This is a genomic window from Capnocytophaga sp. HP1101 (genome assembly GCF_054772415.1).
In genome coordinates this window covers 51,014-77,321 of the sequence record NZ_BPUU01000007.1, presented here as the reverse complement: position 1 = coordinate 77,321, position 26,308 = coordinate 51,014, and the positions used below count along the sequence as shown (strand labels likewise).

Here is a 26,308-nt window from a genome sequence, read left to right as displayed (position 1 = left end):
ATGGATAAGAAAACATTTAAAAAGAGTCTTATAGGGTTGTTCTTATTTTTAGGAGCATTCAATTTGTATGGGCAACTTAAAGAGCCTATTATGAACTTAGAGCATTTTGATGAAAAACGCTTTCAGTGGGGGTACTATTTTGGTACCAATGTATTTGACTTCAAAATAGATTACCGCGATTTAAATTATCGCACCGCTAATCTAAGAGAAATACAAACCGACCGTAAATTAGGTTTTAATGTAGGTCTTACAGGCTCTGTGCGCTTAATCAAGTATCTTGATTTACGTATTGAACCAGGATTGGTATACAACAAACGTATTCTTATCTTTCCCGGTTTTTCTGACACAAGAGATAGTATGCGCGAAGTCCCTTCTACTTACATTTATATTCCATTATTACTGAAATATAGTGCTAAACGTTGGTATAACGTAAAACCCTACGTAACAGCAGGAGCTTCGATGGTATTTAACTTGAGTAGCAATGCGAATTTAAATATTGATAACTCCGAAAAGACTTTCCGTGCTACAAGAAATGTTTTCTTTTATGAGTTAGGTTTAGGTATTGACTTCTACACTCCTTATTTTAGAGTCTCTCCTTCTCTGAGAGCCCTGTTCTCAGTCAATAATGAGTTGATACCAGATAATAACCCTAATAGCCCTTGGACAAGTAACCTTAATGGCTTAAAGAGCCGTGGTTTCCTATTAAATTTAAACTTCGAATAATATGAAAAAACTAATCCTTATACTGGGCTTTTTGATAAGCCTTATCTCTTATGCGCAGAACTTTAGCTACCCTATGGCAAGTCCGCGTCAAGTAATCACACAACAGTTTTCTGTGAGTCAAATTACAGTAGATTACGGTCGCCCCAGTGTGCGTGGTCGTAAGATATTTGGTGAGTTAGTCCCCTATGGAAAGGTTTGGCGTTTAGGAGCTAACCAAGCTACAAATATTAGTTTCCTTCAGCCCGTGAAGTTCGGTGGTAAATCAGTAAAAAAAGGTGATTATGCTATTTTTGTAACCCCCGAAGCTCACCAATGGAAAGTAGTCCTTAATTACGATGCTGATGCGTGGGGAGCTTATAGCTATGACCCTAATGAGAACGCTATTGAATTTACAGTGCCAGTTACTCAAACCAAGGATTTACAAGAAGCCTTAGAGTTCTCGTTTGAAAGTATCTCCAATGAGAAAGTAAACTTAGTAATTCGTTGGGAATACACAAAGGTTGAAATCCCTATTGAAATAGACAAAAAAGAGACTATCGATAAGATTATAGAACAACTCAAAGAAGTAAAACAATTTGAGAGAGACTTAGAAGGTAAAGACGATAAGAAATAATGAGAAGGAAACAAGTGCGAAAATACAGCATATTTGCCATTTATATAGTTATTTGGCTCGTTTTTCGTAATTTTCCTACCCTCACTGAACATATTTATAGTAAAGGTATCTACCCGTATATAGCCAAAGTATTACACTTTCTATTCGGGTGGATACCTTTTTCTATAGGTGATATTTTATATACTCTGCTTATTATAGGGTTACTTTTAGCCGTAATAAAACACTTTAAAAAACTATGGCAAGAACCCCTAAAATCCTTAGATAACATATTTTCAAAAGTAATACGCATTGCCTTCGCCTTTTTCTTCCTCTGGGGGTTCAACTATTTCAGAATACCATTATCAGAGTCTTTGCACATCTCTAAAGAATATACCCAAGCACAACTATTGCAAGCTACAAAAACGTGTATTGATAGAGCCAATGCACTTCATTCACGATTAGCTACTAATGATACGACCAAAGTAGACTTTTGGCTATCACAAAACGAAATATACCGAATAGCTTATGAGAGTTACCCTATGAAGATAGAGGGTATTACTGATTTTCGTGCAATAAAGAGCGTAAAACCATCTCTTTATAGCAAACTCCTTACCTATATGGGATACAGCGGATATTTAAACCCCTTTACCAATGAAGCACAAGTAAATGGGAAGATGATAGGCTATAGCACCCCCGTGACAGTCTGCCACGAAATAGCACACCAAATGGGCTACGCAGCCGAAGAAGAAGCAAATTACATAGGATACTTAGCCGCTCAAAGAACTGACAATCCCTATTTTAAATACAGCGCAGAACTCTTTGCCTTGCGCTATTTCCTCAATGAAGTAGCTCAAGTAGACCCTACTCAATATGAAATCCTTCACTCTCAAGTTCACAAAGGTATCTTTGAAAACTATAAAGAAGTACGCTTATTTTGGCAACAATATGAAAACAAAGCCGAACCCGTTTTTAAAGCAAGTTATGATGCTTTCCTAAAAGCAAACAAACAAGCACACGGCATCAATAGCTACGATTTAGTGATAGGACTACTGATTCCTCATTATAGTCATTAACAATTAGACGTTAGAAATTAGTATTGACCGCTAATCATTAACCATTAATCATTAGTTACAGGTATTTGTTAAGTTCCATTAGTAAAACTTCACTGTCCTGGAAACCCTCCCCTCGCCAAATAAGGTTCATATTATTAAAGATAGCAACCGTAGGCAAAGCGCTTATCTTCAAAGCCTTACTTAACTCTTTATTCTTGTTCACATCCACTTTCACAACCTTTACCCTATCCTTCAAAATAGTAACTACCTCACGTAACACAGCATTCATATGTAGTGAAACTTCAATGCCTTCAGAATAAAAACAAATGAGTACAGGGCTATTTACATTGATGATATCGCCAAATTTCTCCATAATTTTATGTTTAAAATAATGGCACAAAAATACAAAGTTTTTTTTAATTACAAATAGATATAACCAAAATATATTATTTTTTCATCTCTGAGAGGCAAATAAAACGATTTCTTCCCCCTTTTTCTTTACTATCTCTTCGGGTACTATTCACTCTTCCTTCGTCTTTTGTTCGTCTTTTGTTCGTCTTTTGTTCGTCTTTTGTTCGTCATTCCTCCATTCATTCTTTGCCTACTTGTCTGTCGTACTACGACTGCCCGTGTGGTTCGCACCGTCATTCCTTCATTCATTCCTTACCTACTTGCCTGTCGTGCTACGACTGCCCATCGTGCTACGATCGCCCATCGTACCACGACCTCTTACTGTCTCTTGTAAGAGTATTTTTTATGGGTAAAGAATTTAAAGGGCAGAGAATAATTCGTATTAAGGTAAAGGAAAGCGCTTTAAATATTGAAATTTAAAAGTTTATAGCTAAAAAACGACCTCTTTTTTCAGCTGTGAAATAACAAGATATTACACATAAAATTGATGCATAGAGGTAAAAAAAAGGAGTAGATTATTTTATATAAAAAATAAATTCGTATATTTGCACCTAATTTAATAAAACTAACTAATATTATTTAGATATGTCAAACGACATCCGCATTCGAAAAGGGTTAGACATACACTTGGAAGGCGAAGCTGATAAGACCACAAAACAGCTTCCGCTTACCTCTATGTATGGTATTAAACCCAGTGATTTTCACGGCATTATTCCCAAGCTATTACTGCGTGAGGGCAATGAAGTGAAAGCAGGTGAAGCACTATTCTTTTCAAAGAGTGATGAGCGTGTTTTGTTCCCTTCTCCGGTAAGTGGTACCATTAAGGAGATTGTGCGCGGTGAACGACGTAAAGTGTTGGAAATACACATTGCGCCAAGCCAAGAACAGGCTTTCAAAGACTATGGAAAGAAAGACGTAGACGAGATGCAAGGCGAAGACATTAAGGCACACCTATTATCTTCCGGTTGCTGGCCTTTTATCAAACAACGCCCCTACGACGTGATTGCCAATCCCGACGGAAAGCCAAAAGCTATCTTCGTGTCGGCTTGCAAAACCAATCCGCTCGCTCCCGATTACGACTATGTGCTCAAAGGTAAAGAGCAAGCACTACAAACCGCTCTCACTGCCTTGTCTAAACTCACCACGGGCAAAGTACACGTGTCTGTTTTTAAGGACAGCTCTTTGTCTCCATTCCGCAACCTCAAAGACATCGTTGTGCACAACGTGTCAGGACCTCACCCCGCAGGGAACATCAGTACACAAATTGCACAAATTAGTCCGATTAATAAAGGCGAAGTGGTTTGGGTAGTAACTCCTCAAGATTTAGTGGTGATAGGCGAACTCTTCCTCACAGGTAAATTAAACATTACCCGTACAGTAGCTCTTACAGGTTCACGTATTGAGAACCCTCATTACGTTACTGCTATCGCTGGTGCTCAAATTAGTGGAGTAGTAGGTAACCAAGTGAAAGACGTAGCCACTACGCGCATCATTAGTGGAGATGTGCTTACTGGCACAAAGGTCAGTGAAACAGGCTTCTTAGGTTTTTATGACGACCAAATTACAGCCATTCCTGAAGGAAACGACTACGATTTGTTCGGTTGGGCAAAACCAGTAGCCAACAAGGTTTCACTTACGCGTTCGCTCACTTTCTCGTGGTTAAATCCTAAGAAAAAGTACGACCTCAATACCAACACCAATGGTGAACAACGCGCCTTTGTGGTAACAGGTATGTACGAAGAGGTTTTCCCATTGGATATTTATCCTATGCAATTGCTCAAAGCTTGTTTGTATAAAGATTTAGATGAATTGGAAAACTTAGGAGCTTACGAAGTAGCCCCAGAAGATTTTGCCCTTACTGAATTTGTGTGTGTATCTAAACAACCACACCAGCAAATCATCAGGGACGGGCTTGATTTAATGATGGCAGAATTAGGTTAATTCGTAGAAAAGTAAGTAAACAGTTTTTTAATAATTGAAACGAAATATGGCTAATTATTACAAACCTTCAGGGAAGTTTTCACCTATATCATTTGTATATTTCTTATTAGTATGTGTGATAGTGTTGCCCATATTGGCAACCATTTATGCGTATTTAATATGGTATATCCTATTGTATATCTCAACTTCTTAGTAACAATTGGTTTTGGTTTTGCCATAGCTATTACGGTTACTCATTTAGTAATTAGGCTTGGTAAAGTCCGCAATTATGGGTTAGCTATTTTGTTTGCTTTTATAGCATCACTTGTGGCTTATTATCTGCAATGGGTGGTATGGGCTGATTTAGCTATCAATACAAGTGAAGTGTATGGTAATAAACAAATAGGTGTAGCCGTAAGCAATGTACAACTTGAACAATTGTTTTACTTATTAGGTCACCCGTCAGACCTTTTTGGATTGATAGGTCTTATCAACGAAGAAGGAACGTGGGCTATAAAAGGCAATGTTGTAAGTGGAATCTTCCTCACCATTATTTGGATAATTGAATTCTTAGTAATTGTAATTATGAGCATAGTTGCCTCTGTGGGTCGTGCTAAAGAACCTTTCAGCGAACTTACCAATCAGTGGTTTGAAGAAGAAGAATTACCCGCTTTTTTATATATAGAAAATGTGGGTGACTTTAAGCAACAAGCAGAAGAAGGCAATTGGGAGCAACTATCGGCTACTATTCAAAGAGGAGACAAAGGAACTAATCATAGTGTTTTTACTTTGTATACCTCAGCAAATGAATATTATCTTTCAGTTTCTAATGCTACAGCTAAAAAGAGTAAGAAAGATAAGGTAGAGTTTGATACCGAAGATTTTATAAAATATCTCAGTATTGATAAAGCTGTTTATGACCTATTGAAGAATAAAATCTAAACATTATGGCACGTCCGCAATCTAAATTAGGGCTTGTAGTATCAGCAGAGAGAAAATACGATGAATTAATTTCTTTAATTGATACTATTCCCGAAGACAAACGAGAAAAAGAGTTCCCTAAGGGGACAATGAATCGAAATCTCCGAGATGTACTCGGACATTTATATCATTGGCATTTGCTTTTTTTATCTTGGTATGAAGAAGGAATGAATGGAGGTAAGCCTAAAATACCAAAAGAGGGTTATACTACAAAAGACACTCCCAAATTAAACCAAGAGATATGGAAGAGTTGCCAAAAGGTACCGTTTTCTGAAATGTTTTCTCTGTTTAAAGATTCACATAGTAAAGTTTTTCATATTATAGAAAGCCATACTGATGAGGAACTTTTTACAAAGAAGAAATATCCTTGGACGAAAACTACCTCTTTGGGGTCTTATTTGATTTCGGCAACGTCGAGCCATTATGATTGGGCTTTAAAACTAATTCGCAAATCAATAAAAAAGATAAAATGAAAAAAGTTTTTCAATGAATTACTATATAGCATTAGTGCTTTTAGAAACTGAAAACTTAGTTTCAAAAGTAAAAACTTATGATGAAACCATACTTTCAATAGAAGCCTCTTCCGCTGAAGAAGCACGAGAATTGGCTGTGAAATATGGTAAATCGTGTGAAGCAAATTACAAAAATGAGTTGGGAGAAGATATTTCTATTCATTTTAGGCAAGTAATAGATGTAAATCAACATTTAAGAGATGAATATGAAGACCGAGTCTTGGAACTCTATTCCCGTCATTTTGAAGATTTGAACAGTTATAGTAATTTTGAAAAGCTGTATTCTAAAAAGTAAATATTTAACTTATTCATAAGAAAATGAGTTTAAAAAGTAAATTAAATACATTAAAAGAAAAGTATAAAGGAACCAAGATGGAGACCACTTTCAATGCGCTCCACACTTTCCTCTATACGCCTAATGAGGTAACCCACGGCGGTACCCACATTAAGGCTGCTGACGACCTAAAACGTACAATGAATATGGTGGTTTTAGCACTAATTCCTTGTTTGATTTTCGGCATTTTCAATACAGGGTACCAGCACGAAGTGGCTTTCGGTCACCTCACTCACCCCGCTGAAGGCTTGGCTTTCTGTAGCGGTGATTTCTGGAGCTGGACAAACTTCTGTATTGGCTTTATGAAAGTACTTCCTCTCGTGGTTGTATCCTACGTAGTGGGCTTGGGCATTGAGTTTATCTTTGCTACCATTCGCGGTCACGAAGTAGAAGAAGGGTACTTGGTAACAGGTATGTTAGTGCCTCTTATCGTGCCTGTTGATATTCCTCTTTGGATGCTCGCTGTAGCAGTTGCCTTTGGGGTAATTATCGGCAAAGAAGTATTTGGTGGTACAGGTATGAACATCTTGAACCCTGCGCTTACTATCCGTGCCTTCTTGTTCTTCGCTTATCCTACCTCAATGACAGGGGATAAAGTTTGGGTAGAAGGTGTGTTAGACTATACAAAACAAGTAGCAGCAGGAACACAACCTGCTATTGATGGCTTGTCTGGTGAAACTATCTTAGGGAACTTAGCACAAGGAAACCCCATTCACTACACCAACTCCGATCTTCTTTTCGGATTTATTCCTGGCTCAGTAGGTGAAACTTCTACGATCCTTATCCTCTTAGCAGGTCTCTTCCTTATCTATACCAAAATCGCTTCTTGGCGTGTAATGCTCAGTATGTTCTTTGGTGCTTGGGTAATGGGTGCTATCTTCAACGCCTTAGCACCATCTATGGTAGGTACTTCTTTCCACGCTATTTGGAGCGTGCCTGCTTACCAACACTTGCTCATCGGGGGCTTGGCTTTCGGGGCTGTGTTTATGGCTACCGACCCAGTTACAGCGGCACAAACCAGCACTGGTAAGTATATCTATGGTTTCTTAGCTGGCTTCATCGCTATTGCAATTCGTTGCTTTAACCCTGCTTATCCTGAAGGGGTGATGCTTGCTATCTTATTGATGAACGTATTGGCACCTACTATCGACCATTTCGTAGTACAAGCTAACGTGTCTCGCCGTAAAAAACGTTTAAAAACAGTTACTAAAACCGCATAAGTTATGGCAGTAAAAACAGAAAGTAATTCGTATACAGTGATTTTCGCCATTATAATGGTGGTAATCGTAGGAGCATTGCTCGCTGGTATCTCATCAGCCTTGAGCAGTGACATCAGTAACAACCGTAAGTTAGAAAAGAAACAGAATATCCTTTACGCTATGGGCGTGAATAAAAATGAAGGCGAACTTGGCGGGGGTAAAGTAGAGTTCCTTACTACTACTGAAGCTGAAGCGCAGTTTCCTAACTATGTGAAAGAGCAATTCCTTATCAAAGGAAATACTGCTGAAAAAGTGGAAGGTGCTAATGACCTTATCAATTTCAATGGTCATCGTGACGGTCTTCCTCTCTACGTGGGCGAGAAAGATGGCAAAACTTACTATATCATTCCTGTAACAGGACGTGGTTTGTGGGATGCTATCTGGGGCTATGTAGCCGTAGATAAAGACCTTATAGTGCAAGGGGTTTATTTTGACCACAAAGGTGAAACAGCTGGCTTGGGTGCCAATATCAAAGAACGTTTCTTTATGGACGACTTCATTGGCGAACACCTCTTGAATGCTTCTGGTGAATTCCAAAGTATCAAAGTGTCTAAAAGCAACGGCGACCCCGAAAACAAACGTAAAGAAGATGGTCAGGTAGATGCTATCGCTGGGTCTACCCTTACCGGTAACGGAGTGCAAGCTATGATCGATCACGGTATCGCTCCTTATGTTTCATATATTAAAAGTTTAAACAAATAAGACGACTATGGGACTATCAAAAAAAGATACAAAATTAGTAACCGACCCTTTATGGGATAACAACCCCGTAACGGTACAGGTGTTGGGTATTTGTTCGGCTTTGGCAATTACTGCACAGCTCAAAGCGGCGTTGGTAATGAGCCTTTCATTCACCTTTGTAATGGTAATGGGTAACGTGGCTGTGTCATTACTCCGCAATGTCATTCCTCCTAAAATCCGTATTATTGCTCAGTTAATCGTAGCTGCTTCTTTGGTAATTATCGTTGATTTGGTGCTCAAAGCTTTCGTGTACGACCTTAGCAAACAGCTGTCAGTATACGTAGGGCTTATCATTACCAACTGTATCCTGATGGGGCGCTTTGAAGCCTTTGCTTTGGGAAATCCTCCGGGAAAAGCTTTCTTAGATGCTATCGGTAACGCAGGGGGTTACTCTATCGCGCTCCTTATCGTGGCATTCTTCCGCGAACTTCTCGGTTCTGGTACTTTGTTCGGCTTCCAAGTGTTAGGCGACCCTATCAAGAAAACAGGAGTTTATGCCTTAGGCTATGAGAACAATGGCTTTATGCTTTTGGCTCCAATGGCTTTGGTAACTTATGGTATTGTAATTTGGGTACAACGCACTCGCAATAAAGCCCTTATTGAGGACAGTCATTAATAATTAAAAAAACAAAAAAGAAATGTTAGAATATTTAACACTGATTTTTAAATCAATATTCGTTGAGAATATGGTTTTTGCTACCTTCTTGGGTATGTGTTCTTATTTGGCTGTATCTAAGAAAGTATCTACTGCTATAGGTCTGGGAGCTGCCGTTATTTTCGTGCAAACGCTTACAGTGCCTATCAACTTTTTGCTCAACCAATATATCCTTAAAGAAGGGGCTTTGGCTTGGTTAGGACCCGAGTACGCTGATTATGATTTGAGCTTCCTTACTTATATCTTGTTCATCGCTACCGTAGCTACTATGGTACAGTTGGTGGAAATTATTGTTGAGAAGTTCTCTCCTTCATTGTATAACTCATTGGGTATCTTCTTGCCTTTGATCGCCGTGAACTGTGCTATCTTAGGGGGCTCTCTCTTTATGCAATCTCGTGAGGAAACAATTCACTCATTTGGTCTTTCAGTAGCCTATGGTTTTAGTTCTGGTTTAGGATGGGCGATCGCTATCTTGGCGTTGGCAGCTATCCGTGAAAAAATTCGTTATTCACACGTGCCTGCCCCTCTTCGTGGTTTAGGTATTACCTTCATCACTACTGGCTTGATGGCTATCGGTTTTATGAGCTTCGGTGGTATGCTTACCGGTGGTAGCAGCAAAAAAGAAGAAGCTCCTAAACAAGAAACTACTATCCAACAAGAAGTTAAAACTGATAATTTAGCCAATAACACAAAAGATTTAAGCAATGATATTAGCAAGTGAAATATTAACAACTATTGCAGTAACGGTGATAGGATTATTAGTAGTAATCCTCTTGTTAGTGGCTCTTTTACTTTACGTAAAACAAAAACTAACTCCATCGGGACCTGTAAAAATTACGATTAACGATGAGAAAGTAATTGAAGTACCTATCGGTGGCTCATTGCTTTCTACTTTGGGTAACGAGAAAATTTTCTTGCCATCAGCTTGTGGTGGTAAAGGCTCTTGTATCCAATGTGAATGCCACGTGTATGAAGGTGGGGGAGAAGCTCTTCCTACCGAAACGCCTCACTTCACTAAAAAAGAATTGAAAGAGGGCGTGCGTTTGGCTTGTCAAGTGAAAGTAAAACAAGATATGAAAATTGGGGTGCCTGAACAAGTGTTCGGTATCAAGAAATGGGAAGCTACCGTAGTGCGTAACTACAACGTGGCATCATTCATCAAAGAGTTTGTGGTTGAAATCCCCGAGGATATGGACTACAAACCAGGTGGATATATCCAAATTGAAATCCCACCTTGTGAAGTAAAATACTCCGATATTGATATCACAGCGCACCCTAAAGAACACCCAGGTGAACCTGATAAGTTCAAAATGGAATGGGATAAGTTCAAATTGTGGCCTTTGGTGATGAAAAACACCGAGCCTGCTGAACGTGCCTACTCTATGGCTTCTTACCCAGCTGAAGGTCGTGAGATTATGCTCAACGTACGTATTGCAACTCCTCCGTTTGACCGTGCTAAAGGTGGCTGGATGGATGTAAACCCTGGGGTGGCTTCGTCTTACATCTTCTCTCGCAAACCTGGCGATAAAGTAACTATCTCTGGTCCTTACGGTGAGTTCTTCATCAACGAATCAAATGCTGAGATGTTGTACGTAGGTGGGGGTGCTGGTATGGCGCCTATGCGTTCGCACTTGTACCACTTGTTCAAAACCTTAAAAACTAATAGAAAAGTTACTTACTGGTATGGGGGTCGTTCAAAACGAGAGTTGTTCTATGTAGAGCACTTCCGAGAATTAGAGCGCGAGTTCCCTAACTTTAAGTTCTTTATCGTACTTTCTGAACCTCTACCAGAAGATAACTGGAAAGTGAAAAAAGATATCCACGATACTGAAGGAGACGGTTTCTTAGGTTTCGTTCATAACGCTGTAATTGAGCAGTATTTGAGCAAACACGAAGCTCCAGAAGATATTGAATTATACTTCTGCGGTCCGCCAATGATGAACAAAGCGGTTCAGAAAATGGGACAAGACTTCGGTATGCCTGATGAAAATATCCGTTTCGACGACTTTGGTGGTTAATCACTACCTACATTATACAAAAATCCGACTTAGCAATAGGTCGGATTTTTTATTGATAGGGAAATGAGAGAAGAATACCAATAATACCAATAATACCAATAATACAGAAAGGTATGCTTAGCTTTACGAACCTTATAGAAAAGACGAACAAAGAACGGTGCGAGCCGCACTGGCAGTCGTAGCACGACAGGCAAGTAAATAAAGAATGAATGGGGGAATGACGAACAAAGAACGAACAAAGAACGAACAAAAGACGAAGAAAGAACGAAGAAAGAACGAACAAAAGACGAACAAAGAACGAACAAAACCTCCCCCTAACCCCCTCCAAAGGGGGAATTGTAGCGACGCAAAGACGAACAAAAGACGGTGTAAGCTACTTAGGCAGATGAACAATGAATGAAGGAAAGAAGAAAGATAAACGGTGTGAGCTACTTAGGCAGATGAAGGATGAACAAAGAAAAGATGATTAAAAGTAGAACTTTTAATCATCTTTTTTGCTTGTGGAGAAGATGGGGCTCGAACCCACGACCTTTTGGCTGCCAGCCAAACGCTCTAGCCAACTGAGCTACATCCCCGTTTGCAAGTGCAAAGGTAAAATATTTTTTTCAATTACCAAACCTATTTACAAAAAAAGTTATACTTTTGCCATAAATTTATAATAACAATGACTGATAGATTGCAAGGTTCGTTGTATACGAAAATAGATAAACAACTGGCTGTTACTACTTTTGGACATCCTAATGCTAACTGTTTCCCTTTGGAGTTACTAAATAGGCTTACTAAAGAAATAGACTTACTTTCAGAAAATGATGAGGTGAGCGTTATACTCCTTAGGAGCGAAGGCGATGGAGCTTTCTGTGCAGGAGCTTCTTTTGATGAGCTTTTAGCCGTTAGCAATGAAGAGGAGGGTAAACGCTTTTTTGAGGGGTTTGCGCATCTTTTTTTAGCGATGCGCCGTTGTAAAAAACTTATCATAGGTAGGGCACAAGGCAAAACGGTTGGCGGAGGGGTAGGTTTGCTTGCTACCTTAGACTACGTGTTTGCTACTGAAGCTGTGAGTATTAAGCTATCAGAACTCTCATTGGGTATAGGTCCTTTTGTGATTGCTCCTACTATCTTGCGCAAAGCAGGACAGGCAACACTCAACGAGCTTTTTATGGCACCCGACCAGTGGAAGAGTGCTTATTGGGCTCAGCAGAAAGGACTGATTGCTCGTGTGTTTGAAAACACGAAAGATATGGATGAAGCTATTGACCATTTTATAGTTACGCTGTTGAAATCTAACCCCGTGGCTTTATCGGAGATGAAGCGTATCACTTGGCAACATACGGAATATTGGGAACAAGAACTCATAAACAACGCTGCTATTTCAGGAAAATTAGTGCTCTCTCAGCAGACGAGATTAATGTTAGAAAAATTGAAGAATAAATGAAAACAGAAGAAACCGTTTTAGAAATCAACCTATCCGCCTTAGAAAAGAATGTAAATTACTTAAAAAATAGGCTCAAGCCTACAACTTTATTTTTGGCAGTGGTAAAAGCTTCCTCTTATGGGAATAATTCAGTGCCTATCGCTTTGCATTTGCAAAAAAAAGGATTGGCAAATTACTTTGCAGTGGCTTATACTTCAGAAGGAATTGCGTTGCGAGAAGCGGGAATTACACTGCCTATCTTGGTGTTACACCCTCAGCATATCAATTTTGATGATATTGTAAAATATCATTTAGAGCCTACTCTTTATTCTTTGCGAATGACTCGCTTGTTTTTAGAGTATGCAGAAAAGCATCATTTGGTAAAATATCCTGTACATCTTAAATGTAACACAGGGCTTAATCGATTGGGATTAGATTTAAGTGAAATAGGTGAAGTACTTAATTTACTGAAAGATAATCCTACTGTGATGGTGAAAACTGCTTATTCTCATTTAGCAGCTTCAGAGGATTTGAATGAAAAAGAATTTACTGAAAATCAGATTAAGACTTTTATAGCTTTCCAAGAAAAGATAAATAAGACTTTCTCACATAAAGTGTTGTACCACCAATGTAATACTTCAGGTATACTGAATTACCCTCACGCTCAGTTTGATATGGTGCGTTGTGGCATAGGAATGTACGGTTTTGCTAATGATGCTCAGCTACAGCAATATCTTACGCCTATTATGGCACTGAAAAGTGTTATCTCACAGATACACACTTTGCAGGTGGGAGATAGCTTGGGCTATAATCGCGGTTACATTGCTGACCATATTACTAAAACCGCCACTATACCAGTAGGTCACGCTGATGGTATTAACCGTATTTATGGCAAAGGTAAGGGGGTTGTGTTTATCAATGGGAAGAAAGCCCCTATTATAGGTAATGTGTGTATGGATATGATATTGGTAGATGTTACTAATATTGCTTGTGAGGAAGGAGATGAGGTAATTGTATTTGATAAAGACCATACAGCTGAGACATTGGCTGAGTCGGCAGGTACAATTTCGTATGAACTTATTACCTCTATGGCACACAGAATCAAAAGAGTATATATAGAAGAGTAAAAAAGTATAGAAAAATAGCATTAAAAATTTTGCTATATAAAAAAAAGGTTGTACTTTTGCACCCAGAAATCGCGGGATAGAGCAGTAGGTAGCTCGTCGGGCTCATAACCCGAAGGTCACTGGTTCGAGTCCAGTTCCCGCTACAAAAATTAGACAACTGAAAAAGAGTGGTTTATATTCATAAATCACTCTTTTTTTATGTCTGATTTTAGTGAAAAATTACAAAACGCATACGCTAACGCATACGGAAACGAATACGCTATGAAAAATAAAGGTCTCTTCACTTTTATGTAAAGCGATTAGTGATATTTAATTTAGCACTATAGATTTAATATACTTTATATAATCTGTTAGATAGAATGTCAATCTAATATTCTATTTATTTCTTCAAAAAGAATAGTTTTTTACCACTTAAAAATTATTAAAAACACACTTGGGTAAAACTTTAACAAGACTTTAACATAGTGTAAAATATTGGAAATGAAAAATCTATATTTTTTTTGATTTAAAAACGTAAAAATATACACTCTAATGATGTGTAATTAAAAAAAAAGGATTACTTTTGTCGCACTAACTCTGTATACATAATATACAATTAGTTTTAAGAATAGCAGTTTTATATACCATAGTTTAATAACTAATGATAATGAAAAAGTTTTTATCAGCAATTTTGTTTTTGATGTTCGCAGGAGTTGCGTCAGCTCAATGTATAGACTTAGAGACAACGCCTATACCTGGGAATTGCTACTCCGATGCGCAATTAAAGGTGGAGGCAAAGCCCGTAACGCCCAAACCAGCCATTTGTCCTGATCCCAGTGGTGCGGGATATTTTGTGCAACTCAAAGGTTATGGAACCGATTCTGGTTTGCAGAAAATGAGTGGAGTGAATCCTGCTCAGTACACCTTTAGAAACCTTGAACCAGGGGAGTATGAGGTGATAGTACGTGACCAAAAGAATGGTACTCTTGATATAAAAAAGGTAACCGTTACTTCTAATTACAAGATAATGAATATCCAAAACTTGCAGGCACTAGCACCTGTTTGCGGGAAAAGTAATGGAGGTGTAAAGTTCCAAATTCCTAATGGAGGTATTGGTCCTTTTGAGGTAACCTTATTTGATATGAATGACCAAGTTTTGGTGCCTACACAAACTTTTCAACGTCCTGCTGGAAATGGATATATAGAGGTACGTGGTTCCAGTGCGCACAAAATATTACAGAATACTCTTATAAAAGTACAGATAAAAGATGTTACCAATGTACACGGCGACTGCGGTGAAATACGCCGTTTCCCTAGTGTACAAATTCCAGCAGAAACCTTTAGCTTTGACTGTGTTGAAATAAAAACAGCTGACCGTTATCTATACAGGAGTGAGACCGATTGTAATGCATATAGACTTCGTTTTAGATTTCACGATAAGAATGGTGTTTGGTTAGATCGTTATATAGATAGACAGGTGCTAAAAGACCATTTTAGCAAACCAGGTACTGCGGTAGTACGCTTTTTAAACCGTTCTAAAACCGTAGATATCTCTTCTTCCTTTAATGTCAACGCATTTTATCTAACTACTAATGGTTATGATATTCAAAAAGGTGATGAAATAGAAATCACTGTTAAAGGTACTAATAACACTATTGTTGAAAGGGTAAAATTTAATGATGATATTCTAACACCTTCGTGCCCTTCTTCTAATGTCTTATATACTGTTAACCAATCCTATAAAAGACATAAAGCGGGAACTTGTGGTACCATAGAGCAACAATTAGCTTTCTCTTATGGAGTATATCAAAGTGCTTATAAAAATTTTCCTAATACAGGAGGAGGAGGAACTTATCAGTATCATATAGACTGGCCTGTGGCGAAATTTAATATTACACAATTTAAATTAGAAAAGAGTAATAGCGATGCTGGACCTTGGACAACCGTTCAAATGGTAATAGGAACGGCTGGCTCAGGACAAGCACGTTGGGGATCTGGTTATATTGGGGTAGATCAAGTAGGAGAAGGATATTACCGGCTTACTTATACTGACCCTATTGGTTGTAGAAAAGTTTGTACTTCTGTTGTACATGTATTTTATAAAGTACAAACTACAACCAACCCTCTTGACAATATTTGGAAAGATGTGCGTATAGGCTATGGTGCCTATGAAGGTACAGGTGCCTATGGTATTTATTTCACAGGAAATAACTTCTATCTTCCTTTAAAATTTAAAGTAGAACCTACCGATGGTACTAAATCGGTTACCTATCAAGGTTCTATCGGTTGGAGTAGTACTGTTACACGTACCATAACTTATCCATTGGAAATGACAGTTAATAGTACTGGAAATGTACAACAAGGATATACCAATTTGCCCACAGGAGAATATAAAATAACAGTAACAGATGCTTGTGGTAATACCTCTACTCGTAATTACTTCTTGCCTGCAATGCATTACACTCCTGAACTAAAATATGAGCGTGATTGTGAGGTAGGAAAGATAATGTACGACTTAGGCCGCCCTTATATGAAGAACTCTACTTTTGAGGCAGTGTATTTAGAAAAATATGAAGAAGATGGTCACGGAGGAGGCTCTTGGAAACCTGTAAAGGTAAATGGAAACAATAATTATATATATGGGCACAAAGGTACGTTTTCTAACTTGCTTCCAGCTAAATATAGACTTTATACTAATTTATCGGGTTCTTATAGAAATAGAGCTTTCTTGCGCGATACTGGAGGAAATTATAATAATTTCTATGATCTCACAGATCCTACTACCCCCAATGTGGGTAATACAGTAGCTTATGGAGAAATTACTATAGGTGATTTGGTTAAAATGAACCCTATTTTGAACCCTGCAGTATGTAATAATGGTAGTAACTCAGGAATGATTTCAGTAGATTTAACAGGGCAACAAGTATTTTTCCCTGTTACCTATGAATTGTATTCTAAACCCAATGCTACTTCTACGCAAACTACTTTTATAGAAAAAGCAACCTATCAACAGTCACAAAACCAATATTATCATATATTTAGAAACTTGCCTACGGGGCACTATATGGTTAGAACAATCCATCGTTGCCAAACCGTAAACAAGGATATAGAGATAGATATCAGTGGTGATTTTGATCCTTACTTAGTAGTAGACCGCCCAGCACCTTTCTGTAAAGGAAATACAGCTACTGTTTATTTAGGGGTATCTGAGCACATTTTTGATATAAGATGGTTTAAACTTGATGCAAATGGTCAAAAAACAACATCATCACCTTTACAAACTGGCTCTTCTTTTTCAGAAGCTATTTACACAACTACTCATTACTTGGCTGAATATAATTTAAAACCAGGTATAGGTTGTGGTAATGCAAAAGTATATACTAAATCGGTTACTGTAACAATGCCTCCAGAAGATGAAGATCCATTACTAAGAACTCCTTGTCCTAATGATATTATTGTTTTTGCAGATCAAGGAGCTTGTGGTAAGTCAGTGAATTGGAGAGAATCTTCGGCTTATAATACTTGTAATGGTGCTATCACTACTGTGAAGAGTCATACACCACCATATTATTTTAATATAGGAGTTCATACCGTTACTTATACATTCTCTGATGTGAAAGGGAATACTACAAGTTGTTCTTTCACTGTGACAGTGAAATCTAATGGCACTAAACTGAAAACGAGTCAGCGTTATGTTGATACAGCAGGAAATGCTGTTACACAATTAACGCCTAATCAAGAGTTTTACTATGAGCTTACTTACCAGAACGACGGTTCAGAGAATATTAATAAAGCAACTATAAATGTAAAACTTCCTGCTAATACTACCGTAGTTACCAATGGTAACCCTGACCTTAATGGGGCAGGAGATGGAACAGTGAATAATCCTCTCCCTCAAAGTAGTTATAACAATGCTACTAAGAGCTATCAGTTTGTGATAGGAGGTACTACCGGAGGTGTACAGTTGCAATCTACACTTAAAGCAGGAGACCCTGCTCGTGTAATTCGCATTCCTCTTAAACTTGTAGGAGACTGCAATGACTTTTTGAAGCCTTGTGAAAATTACTTGCAAACGTCTATGAATATAGACTACGAAGGAGGCGCTGCAGGTTGTACAGGAAATCAACAGACAGAAGCAGGCTCTAAGACTATTACCGTAGATACTTCGGGCTGTAACCGTCAAGAGGCATTCTGTGGTAGCGGTGCGATGACTTTTGAAGCTATAGGAGGCTTTACTAGTTATCAATGGTATAAAGATGGAAATCAATTATCAGGTGAAACTGGACAATCTATAGTAGCAAACAGTCCAGGTGTTTATAAAGTAGAGAAAACAAATTCTTGTGAAGGAGTTTCGATAGTAACAGTAGAGACTATCAGCTATCAAGGTATTTCATCTACTACCGACCCTATTCGCGCACAAGCTCAAAATATAGGAGTAACTTGTCCTGGTGATGGTAGTTGGACAAGTCATTTCTACTTGTGTCAAGGAAACACTAAGAACATAACAGTAAGCTATAAGAGCACTGCTTTTGAATGGCAACAATGGAGTGGAGGTTGTACAGAATCATCACCTGATTGTCGTAATACCGATGATAGTTGCTGGAATCCGGTGCACTCTAACGCTACATTTGTGGCTAATACAGCGGGTAAATATCGCTTACATTTGAAAGATTGTAATGAAAACTTCTATTTTGAAGTATTCACTGCAGGACTTAACGGTTCACTTTCTGACAAGATAGACGAGACTAACTACTCACAAGGTTCAGTGAAATTGAACTTGAGTGCAAGTGGAGTGAATTATAGAGTAGGAATTTATAAAGGAGGATTGCTCTACAGAACTGATAATATCAATACAAATGATTACCGCATTCCTAACTTGTCTCAAGGAACTTATGATATTAAAGTTACCTCAGTGCAAATACCAGGTTGTGAGTACAACGGTAGTGTAACGATAGACAAACTTACCCAGATGACGATGACAGCTGCCTTCAAAGGTTGGAAAGATTGTAACACAGCTAAGTTACAACTCAAAGCAGAAGGAGGTAACCCTACTTATCGTTTCTACATTTGGAGTATAGATGGTGTACAACAATTTGCAGATGAACAAACTGCTATTGCTTCTACACAACCTATTGCATTGCAGTTGGCTCACCAAACGAGTGTAGATGTAGATGTACCAAACATTACTCAAGTGGGTGAATATGTGTTTATCGTAGGTGATATGGACAACGGTAAGTTTGCCTTGTCTAACAAAGTAACAATCACACCACCAAGTCCGCACGACTTTACGGTATCGGTAACTCAAGAAATAGAGTGTGAAAGTAATCCTAATAGTGGTCATATTAATATGATATTCCCTCCGGGAAGTCAAAATCAGAATCGCACTATTAGACTTTATGAATTAGACGAAAATAACAATCGTAAGCCAACTGCACCTCGTACCAGCGCAGGAGGATTATTTACAGGCTTGCCAGCGGGCTCTTATGAAATAGAGATGATTTCTCAAGTAGGAGGTTCTACTTGTAGATTTATCAAGAAACCTATTATCATAGCTTCTACACAAGCACCGCTTAGAGCTTATGCAGGTGTGGTTGCCGATAAGGATTGCGATGCAAGCAACCAGTATAAAGTAGCGGTAAACAATGTAACAGGAGGCACTCCTCCTTACCGCTATAGTTTTGATGGTGAAGCTACTTATGGAACTAATAACATAGGCTTTATGGGAGGTTCAGGTAATGTGTATGTGAAAGACAGCAAGGATTGCCGTATTGTTATCCCTGTGAATATTGTTGCACAAACCGTACCGACTCTTACTGTTGCTAACCCTATTACCTATCGTTGTGATAATGGTTATGGAATGGTAACCGTAACAATTGCTTCAACCTCCAGTCAAACCTATGAATATAGTGTAGATGGTGGTGGTAAAACAGCTATTGCGGGTAATACCTTCAGTAGATGGTTAGCATCAGGTACACACTCTATCACGGTATACTATAAAACTTTGAATACAGCTACTACACCTAATGTATTGTACGTAGAAGATTTTGGTAAAGGTACTAATGAGTGCTTATCAGGAGCTACTACAGGATTGGTATGTAAAACAGATGGTGATTTAGCCGATGGTAATTACATACTTACAAGACAGGTAGGAGCAAAAGCTTCTTGGATATCATCACCTACAGATCCTTCGGGAGGACGCTATTTGGCTATTGCAGGAAATGGTAATAACGAAACTGCATATCAAAAACAAATAACAGGAGCGACAGCTCTTACCCCTATTACAGTGAGTTTTGATGCCTTGAATCTTATTTCAAGTGCTTCAGGAGTAGCACCACGTTTCAGTGTAGAGCTTTACAAGAGTGATGGATCACTACTTCGTGGTAAGAATGTAGGTACTGTGAATGCTACAAGCTGGACAAATATGAGTGTTACCTTTAGCGAAGCTGAATTAACCGGTCTTACCAATGGAACACTTGGTGTGAGAATTGTAAATACAGCAGTAGCAAGCTATGGTAATTTAGGCAATGATTACGTTCTTGATAATATTAAGATATCACAAGCTACACAATATTGTGCTTCACAAGTTTCTCAGTTAGTAGATATTGAGAAGTTCAAAGAAATGCGTATTGAAAAATACGGTACTGAAAAGAATGTATCTTGTATAGGAGCTAATGACGGAGAAGTACGTATTAGAGTTATTAATCCAGCTTCTAATACTATTAGATATTCAGTAGACCCTCATCAAGCAGTTTGGACAACCACTACTATTGATGCACAAGGAGTATTTACTATCACAGGACTATCAGCTACACAAAACGGTGTGGTGGCAGTACAAGACGCTAATAATCCTAACTGTATTACTACCTTGCAAACAGGTTATAAGATTGGAGAACCTACTCCTATTGTACCTACTGCGGTAGTAATGGAGAAAATAACTTGCTACAATGGCGGAAATGCTAAAGTAAAAGTATCGGCTATAGGAGGTACACCAGGTTATCAGTATCAAGTAGGATTGGTAACAGGAACGCTAAGTGCTCCTCAACCAGCAGCTAAAACGCCTAACCCTTATGAGTTTACTAATCTTGTAGCAGGAACTTATAGCTTAGTAGTAACTGATGCTAATGGCTGTAAAACAGAAACTACTTTTGAGATTGAAGATAAAGCTACTATTTCGGCTACTGCTGAACCTCAGTCTTACTGCTATAGAACAGGAGACGAGAAGAGAGTAGTTATCACAATGCTCAGTGGTAATGGTAATTATAAAGTACAACGTGTGGGAGGAGCTATCTATTCGTTCAATACTAATAGTTATGTATATCCAGACGCTTTACCAGCAGGCAACCATACTTTTGTAATAACTGATGGATTTGGTTGTAGTACAACTGTTACTACCCAAGTATACGACCCATTGACATTACAGGTATCGCCTACTACCCAACAGTATGCTGATTGTAAAGGAGGTAGTGTAACCTACACTCTTACAGCACAAGGTGGTATTCCAACAGCAATGAAAGAATTTAAATACAGTGTAGATAATGGAGTGACATATACTACCATAACGACTGCTTCTTCACAAGCTACTGTAGCAGTAAACGTAGCAGCTACTACTGTTATTAGATTCCAAGTAACCTATAAACCAGATGGTAGTGAATGTACTGCCGAACGTTATATCACCGTATTGAGTGACCCACCACGTTTCTTAAATACGTTTAACAGTACTAAAGCTACTTGTGGAAAAGCAAATGGTTCCGTAACTATTACGCCAAGTGATTACTATGTAGGTACAGTTTCGCATACTTTGGTAGTGAAGGATACAGCAGGTGTTGTACAAACTCCTACTGCTTTGGCACAAGGTAACTATATAGCTGAATTAACTGATGACCGTGGTTGTGTGGCTACACAAGCCTTTACTATTGACGCTGTACCACAACTTACTGCTACAGCTACTGTTACTAAGCAAATGGGTTGTACATCAGCAGCAGCTGATTTGGCAGCTATTACAGTAACGCTCATCAATGGAGGTGGTACTGCACCATTTGTAATACATTTGAGAAATGGCTTAAATGGTTATGAAAGTACACAAACTCTAACCTCATCTAATAATATGCCAGCGGTGTTCTCTGGTTTGGATTACGGTAATTACGACATTACTATTACCGATGCTAACAGTTGTGAGACCAGACTTAGCTCTATTATTAATCCTAATTCTAGTGTGATGTCTATCACTGCTGAGACACCAACAAGTTGTACAACTACAAGTAGTATGGTTATCAGAGCAAGTAATGGTACAACCTTTAGTGCAACTACCAATGCTTACTTTGCTGTATATCGTCCAGGAATTGTGAATCCACCAAATACGGTTACAGCACAGCAAGTAACTACTAATAACCTGAACGGAGGTACTGATATTTGGTATAAAGGAACGGCTTCAGGTACAGGAGTAGCTGTGAGAATACCAAACTTAACACCTGGTATCCAATATACGTTTGTGGTATACAATATAGCAACAGGTTGTAGATATACTCAGCAAGCTACTATGCCAGCGCCTACCGCTTCTACATTGGGGGCTACTTTGCAAGTTGCCAATGTGAAATGTGCAGGAGGTAGTGATGGTACAGTAAGCTATACCTTAACAGGATATCAAGGTAGTACTACAGCTATTACTTGGAAGATATTCAGAGAAGACAGTCACCAACAAGTGGGTGCAGGTGGAGCTGTAACCGCACCATTTAACGCTACTCAAAATACCAATAGTAACTTACCAGCAGGTAAATACTATATTGAGTTTACAGAAAACACCGGTTGTGTGAAAGCCTTCCCATTTGAAGTAAAACGGTCAGCAGTAGCATTGCAAGTATCCACTATGGCTACTCAGAAGGCTTCTTGTAATACACTCGGACAAGCGTGGTTGAATATCACAGGAGGAACTGCAAGCTATACTTATGGTTATGTAGCCTCAGGAGCTGCTTATAACCCAGCAGTAATGACAGGCACTACACAAGCTTCAACTTACATCAACTTGCCAGCAGGCTCTTGGGATGTGTACGTAAGCGATGCATATGGCTGTATACAACACGCTGCTGTAACGATAGGATTATTTGATGTTCCAAGTATATCGAATGTTACTGCCTTGAATTGCCAAGCTTATAACAATACGGCTGGTAAGATACCAGTGAGAGTAACACTCAACCAAATAGGACAAGGTAACCACTATTACACTTTAGATGGTAGCGCTGATCACCCAGTGGTATGGACAGTAGCTAACCAAGCCTTTGAGGTGGAAGTAGACCCATTGGTAAATCACACTATTGTAGTGAAAGATGTGAATGGTTGTGCTACGAGTACAACATTTAGCACAACAGCTATTATTACAGCTACTGCTACAGTGAGCAAAGTGAAGACTTGTGCTACTCCTACTGCTGAAATTACAGTAGTAGCTACAGGAGGTACAGGTGTGTATAGCTATACTTTAGAACGTTTGGATAATGGTTCAATAGCAGGTGAAATTATCAGAGAGAATGTAGCCTTGCCAGCAGGTGGTGTGGTAACGATTACCAACCCAACAGAAGCAGCTACTTACCGTATTAGTATCTTTGATGCTGAGACTGTTGATTGTCCTATCGTGAAAGAAGTACAAGTGGTAGACCCAACACCTATCGACCCATCAACCATAGTAGTTCAAGGATATAACGAAAAATGTAACTTAGGTCTTACTGCTACGCCTACTGGAAGCATAGATGTAGCTTTACCTACCGACAGTGATACTTATACCTTTAGAATTACAAGTGCTATCGACTTGACTACTGGTAATAATATAACAGTGACAGCTACTCCTTCGACAGCAGGAACTCATAACGCTACCTTTACGCAACTAAGAGGTACTACTCAAGGAGTGAGATACCAGATAACTGTTACTAATAGTACGGGTTGTACCGCAATGGTAGAAACAATACTTACCTCACCAGAGCCATTGAGCTTTGATGCAGATGTTCTTTCAGCTACTCAATATGTATGTGAGGGCGGTGCAGGAATGTCTACACCAAAAGTAACCGTAGATGTGACTAAGATACGAGGAGGTATTCCACCTTACACTACTGAGTTCTTTGACGGGACAGGTAATAGTTTGGGTACAGGTACTGAATATACCTTACCAAACCTTAACGGTGGTAGCTTCTACGTAAGTATAAAAGATGCTTCAGGCACTTGTAGCACCAATACAGCCAGTGTAACTGTAGCTCCAGCCTTTGCTCTTACCTCAATGAGTATTACCACAACTACCTCAGTAACTTGTGTGGTGGACGAAGTGATAAATATTAGCTTAACGGTAACGCCTACTTATATAGCAGGCACTCCATTACGCTATACTATTAGAGGTACTGATAACGGCTTTGTGGCCATTACTTCTACTACCGCTACAACTCTTAGCGTACCACTTACAGGTTCAAGTGGCTTTGGTAATAGCAATTATACAATAGAAGTAATTAATGAAACTACAGGTTGTAGCATTACAGGAGTACACAGTATCAGACAACCTAATACTTTTGCTGTAGAATCGACCAACCCTGTGAGAGCAGTTTGCCATAACGACAATGGTTCTATCACACTCGGATTAGTGGATACTGACCTTTCTAACGGTGACCAATCAACTAATGGATATACTTATACCATTACCTCAGTGGGCGCTACAGTAGCTACCTCTACATCGGGAACGATAGCAGCAGGTACACGTAGCTTTACTGTGAACTTGAAAGGTGGTTCTTATGATATTGAAGTAACGGTGAACGGAGTAGGTTGTAAAGTACCAAAAACACGCTTTACTATTCCTTCTAACCCTGCTGAGATAGAAGTAAGAGATGCTCGACAAAAAGTATCAGTGGATTGTAGCAACCGAAATGGGGTAGCAGCCTTAACAGTAGTAGGAGGTCAAGAAACCTTTACCGTAACGCTTACTCCTGCAGGTGGTGGTACTCCACACGTACAGACTAATGTGAGAGCAGGTGCTCCAGGTATTGAGTTTGGTGGTTTAGACGCAGGTAGCTATATCATTTCAGTAACCGATGCTTTAGGTTGTGCAACAGCTACAGGTACTTTAAGTGTAACTATCGACCCATATAGCGGTATCAATACCTCTACTATTTCGGTGACAACTACACCTATCAGTTGTATTGATGCTAACGACGGTACTCTTAAGGTAACAGGTGTAACAGGAGGAGCACGTCCTTACCACTATATTTTGGTAAGAACATCGGCTACAGGAAGTGATTTACCTGAAATAGCTACTAATGATAATGAAGCTACCTTTACAGGTATTGAACCAGGTACTTACCGTGTGGATATAGTAGATGCTAAGAACTGTTCGGTAACCGTAGCAGGAAGCTATACCTTTACGAATCCGCAACCTATAACTGCTGATATTGATGAAATAAACTCAACCTTCTTTACTTGCTATGGTGAGAATAGAGGTAGTGTAACGGTTCACAATATCGCAGGAGGTACAGGTTCTTATACAGTAAATATCGTAAGAGCTGATAATAACCAGAGAATAGACGGACGTTCAGGAGTGACAGCAGGTTCATCAGAAACCTTCTCAGGATTAGCTCCATCACCTAAGAACACTTATTACCAAGTAGTGATACAAGATACTAATAAGTGTACGATGACTAAGACACTCAGCTTTACTGTAGAAGAATTCCCTGATATAGCTATAAGCTACGTGGAACAAGAAGGTACTTGCGAAATGAATACTAATAACTATGTAGACCATTTGGTAGTACGCTTCAGAAATACAGAAGTTGATTACTCTAAGATAACTTATAGTCTTAACGGTACGGCAAGTCGTACAGCCTTTACTCGTACGGTAGGTAATATAGCTTACATCGATAACTTTGATAGAACAACTCGCACTCAAACTATTCACATACATTACACTGCAGTTGCTCCTATCACAGGATACTGTACAACAAGCAAGACCTTTACGGTAGACCAAATCACTCCGCTTGTACTCAGTCAGGTAACTAATACTACTCTCAATACGATAGAAGTGATAGCTACAGGTGGAGTAACCAGCACAGTGAAGGGTTATACTTACTATTTCAACGGAGTGGAAAGCGGTGATAACCGTGTGTACAAGCTTAAACATAATGACCCTGAACGAATAGACAATGGTAGACGTATTAAGATTATAGACGTGAAGGTGGAAGATGCCCAAGGTTGTGTACGTACAATGACGATAGAAAAAGAATATCTCGACATTGAAGTACCTAACTTCTTTACCCCAGATGGCGACGGTCTTAACGATGTGTGGAAACCTAAGAACTTAGACAACAACGTGAATGCCCGCTTCTACATCTTCGACCGCTATGGTAGACGTGTAGCACTGCTTAAATCAGGAGAAGGTTGGGACGGTACTTACGACGGTCGTAGCTTACCAGCAGGTGACTACTGGTATATCATTGAGGTGAATGATGAGCTATACGACAAACGTGAGTTCTACGGTAACTTTACATTATACCGATAATTAATAAAGTTTCTCCATAACTAAAAAGAGCTGTTCAGCAATGAACAGCTCTTTTTTTATTGAACTTATCATAACA

At 39.0% G+C, this 26,308-nt stretch carries 15 protein-coding genes, 2 tRNA genes and 1 pseudogene; 16 read left to right on the top strand and 2 right to left on the bottom strand.

The features are described 5' to 3' along the window. From porT to RCZ04_RS05295, 3 genes are read left to right on the top strand one after another with little or no spacing between them, the layout of a single operon-like run. Nucleotides 1–723 carry a porin family protein gene (porT, locus tag RCZ04_RS05305; RefSeq protein WP_460484918.1) on the top strand — a complete coding sequence of 241 codons (723 nt, stop codon included), beginning with the start codon at nucleotides 1–3 and terminating at the stop codon, nucleotides 721–723. A gap of 1 nt (nucleotide 724) precedes the next feature. After that, nucleotides 725–1,336, top strand: coding sequence for a DUF2911 domain-containing protein (locus RCZ04_RS05300; protein WP_460484917.1), 612 nt, complete (start codon nucleotides 725–727; stop codon nucleotides 1,334–1,336). Beyond that, nucleotides 1,336–2,388 carry a DUF3810 domain-containing protein gene (locus RCZ04_RS05295; RefSeq protein ID WP_460484916.1) on the top strand — a complete coding sequence of 351 codons (1,053 nt, stop codon included), beginning with the start codon at nucleotides 1,336–1,338 and terminating at the stop codon, nucleotides 2,386–2,388. The genes RCZ04_RS05300 and RCZ04_RS05295 overlap by 1 nt, the downstream gene beginning before the upstream one ends. 55 nt (nucleotides 2,389–2,443) lie before the next feature. Here RCZ04_RS05295 and RCZ04_RS05290 read toward each other — a convergent pair whose 3' ends face one another. Continuing rightward, nucleotides 2,444–2,740 (bottom strand): YbbN family protein, encoded by a 297-nt coding sequence (locus RCZ04_RS05290; protein ID WP_460484915.1) that lies wholly within the window; start codon nucleotides 2,738–2,740, stop codon nucleotides 2,444–2,446. 623 nt (nucleotides 2,741–3,363) lie between these two features. Here RCZ04_RS05290 and RCZ04_RS05285 point away from each other — a divergent pair. The 9 genes and pseudogenes from RCZ04_RS05285 to nqrF all read left to right on the top strand — a co-directional run bounded on the left by RCZ04_RS05285 (nucleotide 3,364) and on the right by nqrF (nucleotide 11,198). Continuing rightward, nucleotides 3,364–4,719: an NADH:ubiquinone reductase (Na(+)-transporting) subunit A gene (locus RCZ04_RS05285; protein WP_460484914.1), complete on the top strand. Its 1,356-nt coding sequence runs from the start codon at nucleotides 3,364–3,366 to the stop codon at nucleotides 4,717–4,719. A gap of 46 nt (nucleotides 4,720–4,765) precedes the next feature. Continuing rightward, nucleotides 4,766–5,640 (top strand): annotated as a pseudogene (locus RCZ04_RS05280) (hypothetical protein). Nucleotides 5,641–5,645: 5 nt separating this feature from the next. Then, a complete protein-coding gene (locus tag RCZ04_RS05275) occupies nucleotides 5,646–6,152 on the top strand; it encodes a ClbS/DfsB family four-helix bundle protein (protein WP_460484913.1) in 507 nt (168 codons plus the stop codon). Between the two features lie 13 nt (nucleotides 6,153–6,165). After that, the gene (locus RCZ04_RS05270; RefSeq protein ID WP_460484912.1) at nucleotides 6,166–6,486 is read left to right on the top strand and encodes a DUF4288 domain-containing protein; all 321 of its coding nucleotides are present in this window, start codon (nucleotides 6,166–6,168) and stop codon (nucleotides 6,484–6,486) included. A 23-nt stretch (nucleotides 6,487–6,509) separates the two neighbouring features. Continuing rightward, entirely contained in the window at nucleotides 6,510–7,745 is a 1,236-nt protein-coding gene (locus RCZ04_RS05265; RefSeq protein ID WP_460484911.1) for a Na+-translocating NADH-quinone reductase subunit B, read from the top strand. Nucleotides 7,746–7,748: 3 nt separating this feature from the next. Further along, the gene (locus tag RCZ04_RS05260) at nucleotides 7,749–8,486 is read left to right on the top strand and encodes a Na(+)-translocating NADH-quinone reductase subunit C (protein ID WP_460484910.1); all 738 of its coding nucleotides are present in this window, start codon (nucleotides 7,749–7,751) and stop codon (nucleotides 8,484–8,486) included. Nucleotides 8,487–8,493: 7 nt separating this feature from the next. Further along, the gene (locus RCZ04_RS05255; protein WP_460484909.1) at nucleotides 8,494–9,141 is read left to right on the top strand and encodes a Na(+)-translocating NADH-quinone reductase subunit D; all 648 of its coding nucleotides are present in this window, start codon (nucleotides 8,494–8,496) and stop codon (nucleotides 9,139–9,141) included. A gap of 22 nt (nucleotides 9,142–9,163) precedes the next feature. Then, nucleotides 9,164–9,901, top strand: a complete 738-nt coding sequence (gene nqrE, locus RCZ04_RS05250) for an NADH:ubiquinone reductase (Na(+)-transporting) subunit E (RefSeq protein ID WP_460484908.1) — start codon at nucleotides 9,164–9,166, stop codon at nucleotides 9,899–9,901. Beyond that, nucleotides 9,885–11,198: an NADH:ubiquinone reductase (Na(+)-transporting) subunit F gene (nqrF, locus tag RCZ04_RS05245; protein WP_460484907.1), complete on the top strand. Its 1,314-nt coding sequence runs from the start codon at nucleotides 9,885–9,887 to the stop codon at nucleotides 11,196–11,198. The genes nqrE and nqrF overlap by 17 nt, the downstream gene beginning before the upstream one ends. Before the next feature lie 501 nt (nucleotides 11,199–11,699). Here nqrF and RCZ04_RS05240 read toward each other — a convergent pair. After that, nucleotides 11,700–11,773: transfer RNA gene (locus tag RCZ04_RS05240), tRNA-Ala, on the bottom strand. A gap of 89 nt (nucleotides 11,774–11,862) precedes the next feature. On the opposite strand from RCZ04_RS05240, the gene RCZ04_RS05235 reads away from it, so the two are divergent. The 4 genes from RCZ04_RS05235 to RCZ04_RS05220 all read left to right on the top strand — a co-directional run bounded on the left by RCZ04_RS05235 (nucleotide 11,863) and on the right by RCZ04_RS05220 (nucleotide 26,232). Then, on the top strand, nucleotides 11,863–12,630 hold the full coding sequence (locus RCZ04_RS05235) for an enoyl-CoA hydratase/isomerase family protein (RefSeq protein ID WP_460484906.1): 768 nt from the start codon (nucleotides 11,863–11,865) through the stop codon (nucleotides 12,628–12,630). Then, nucleotides 12,627–13,736 carry a type III PLP-dependent enzyme domain-containing protein gene (gene alr, locus RCZ04_RS05230; protein WP_460484905.1) on the top strand — a complete coding sequence of 370 codons (1,110 nt, stop codon included), beginning with the start codon at nucleotides 12,627–12,629 and terminating at the stop codon, nucleotides 13,734–13,736. The genes RCZ04_RS05235 and alr overlap by 4 nt, the downstream gene beginning before the upstream one ends. A gap of 70 nt (nucleotides 13,737–13,806) precedes the next feature. Beyond that, nucleotides 13,807–13,879 (top strand) — tRNA-Met (locus tag RCZ04_RS05225). Nucleotides 13,880–14,376: 497 nt separating this feature from the next. Then, entirely contained in the window at nucleotides 14,377–26,232 is an 11,856-nt protein-coding gene (locus RCZ04_RS05220; protein ID WP_460484904.1) for a T9SS type B sorting domain-containing protein, read from the top strand. Nucleotides 26,233–26,308: the final 76 nt, after the last annotated feature.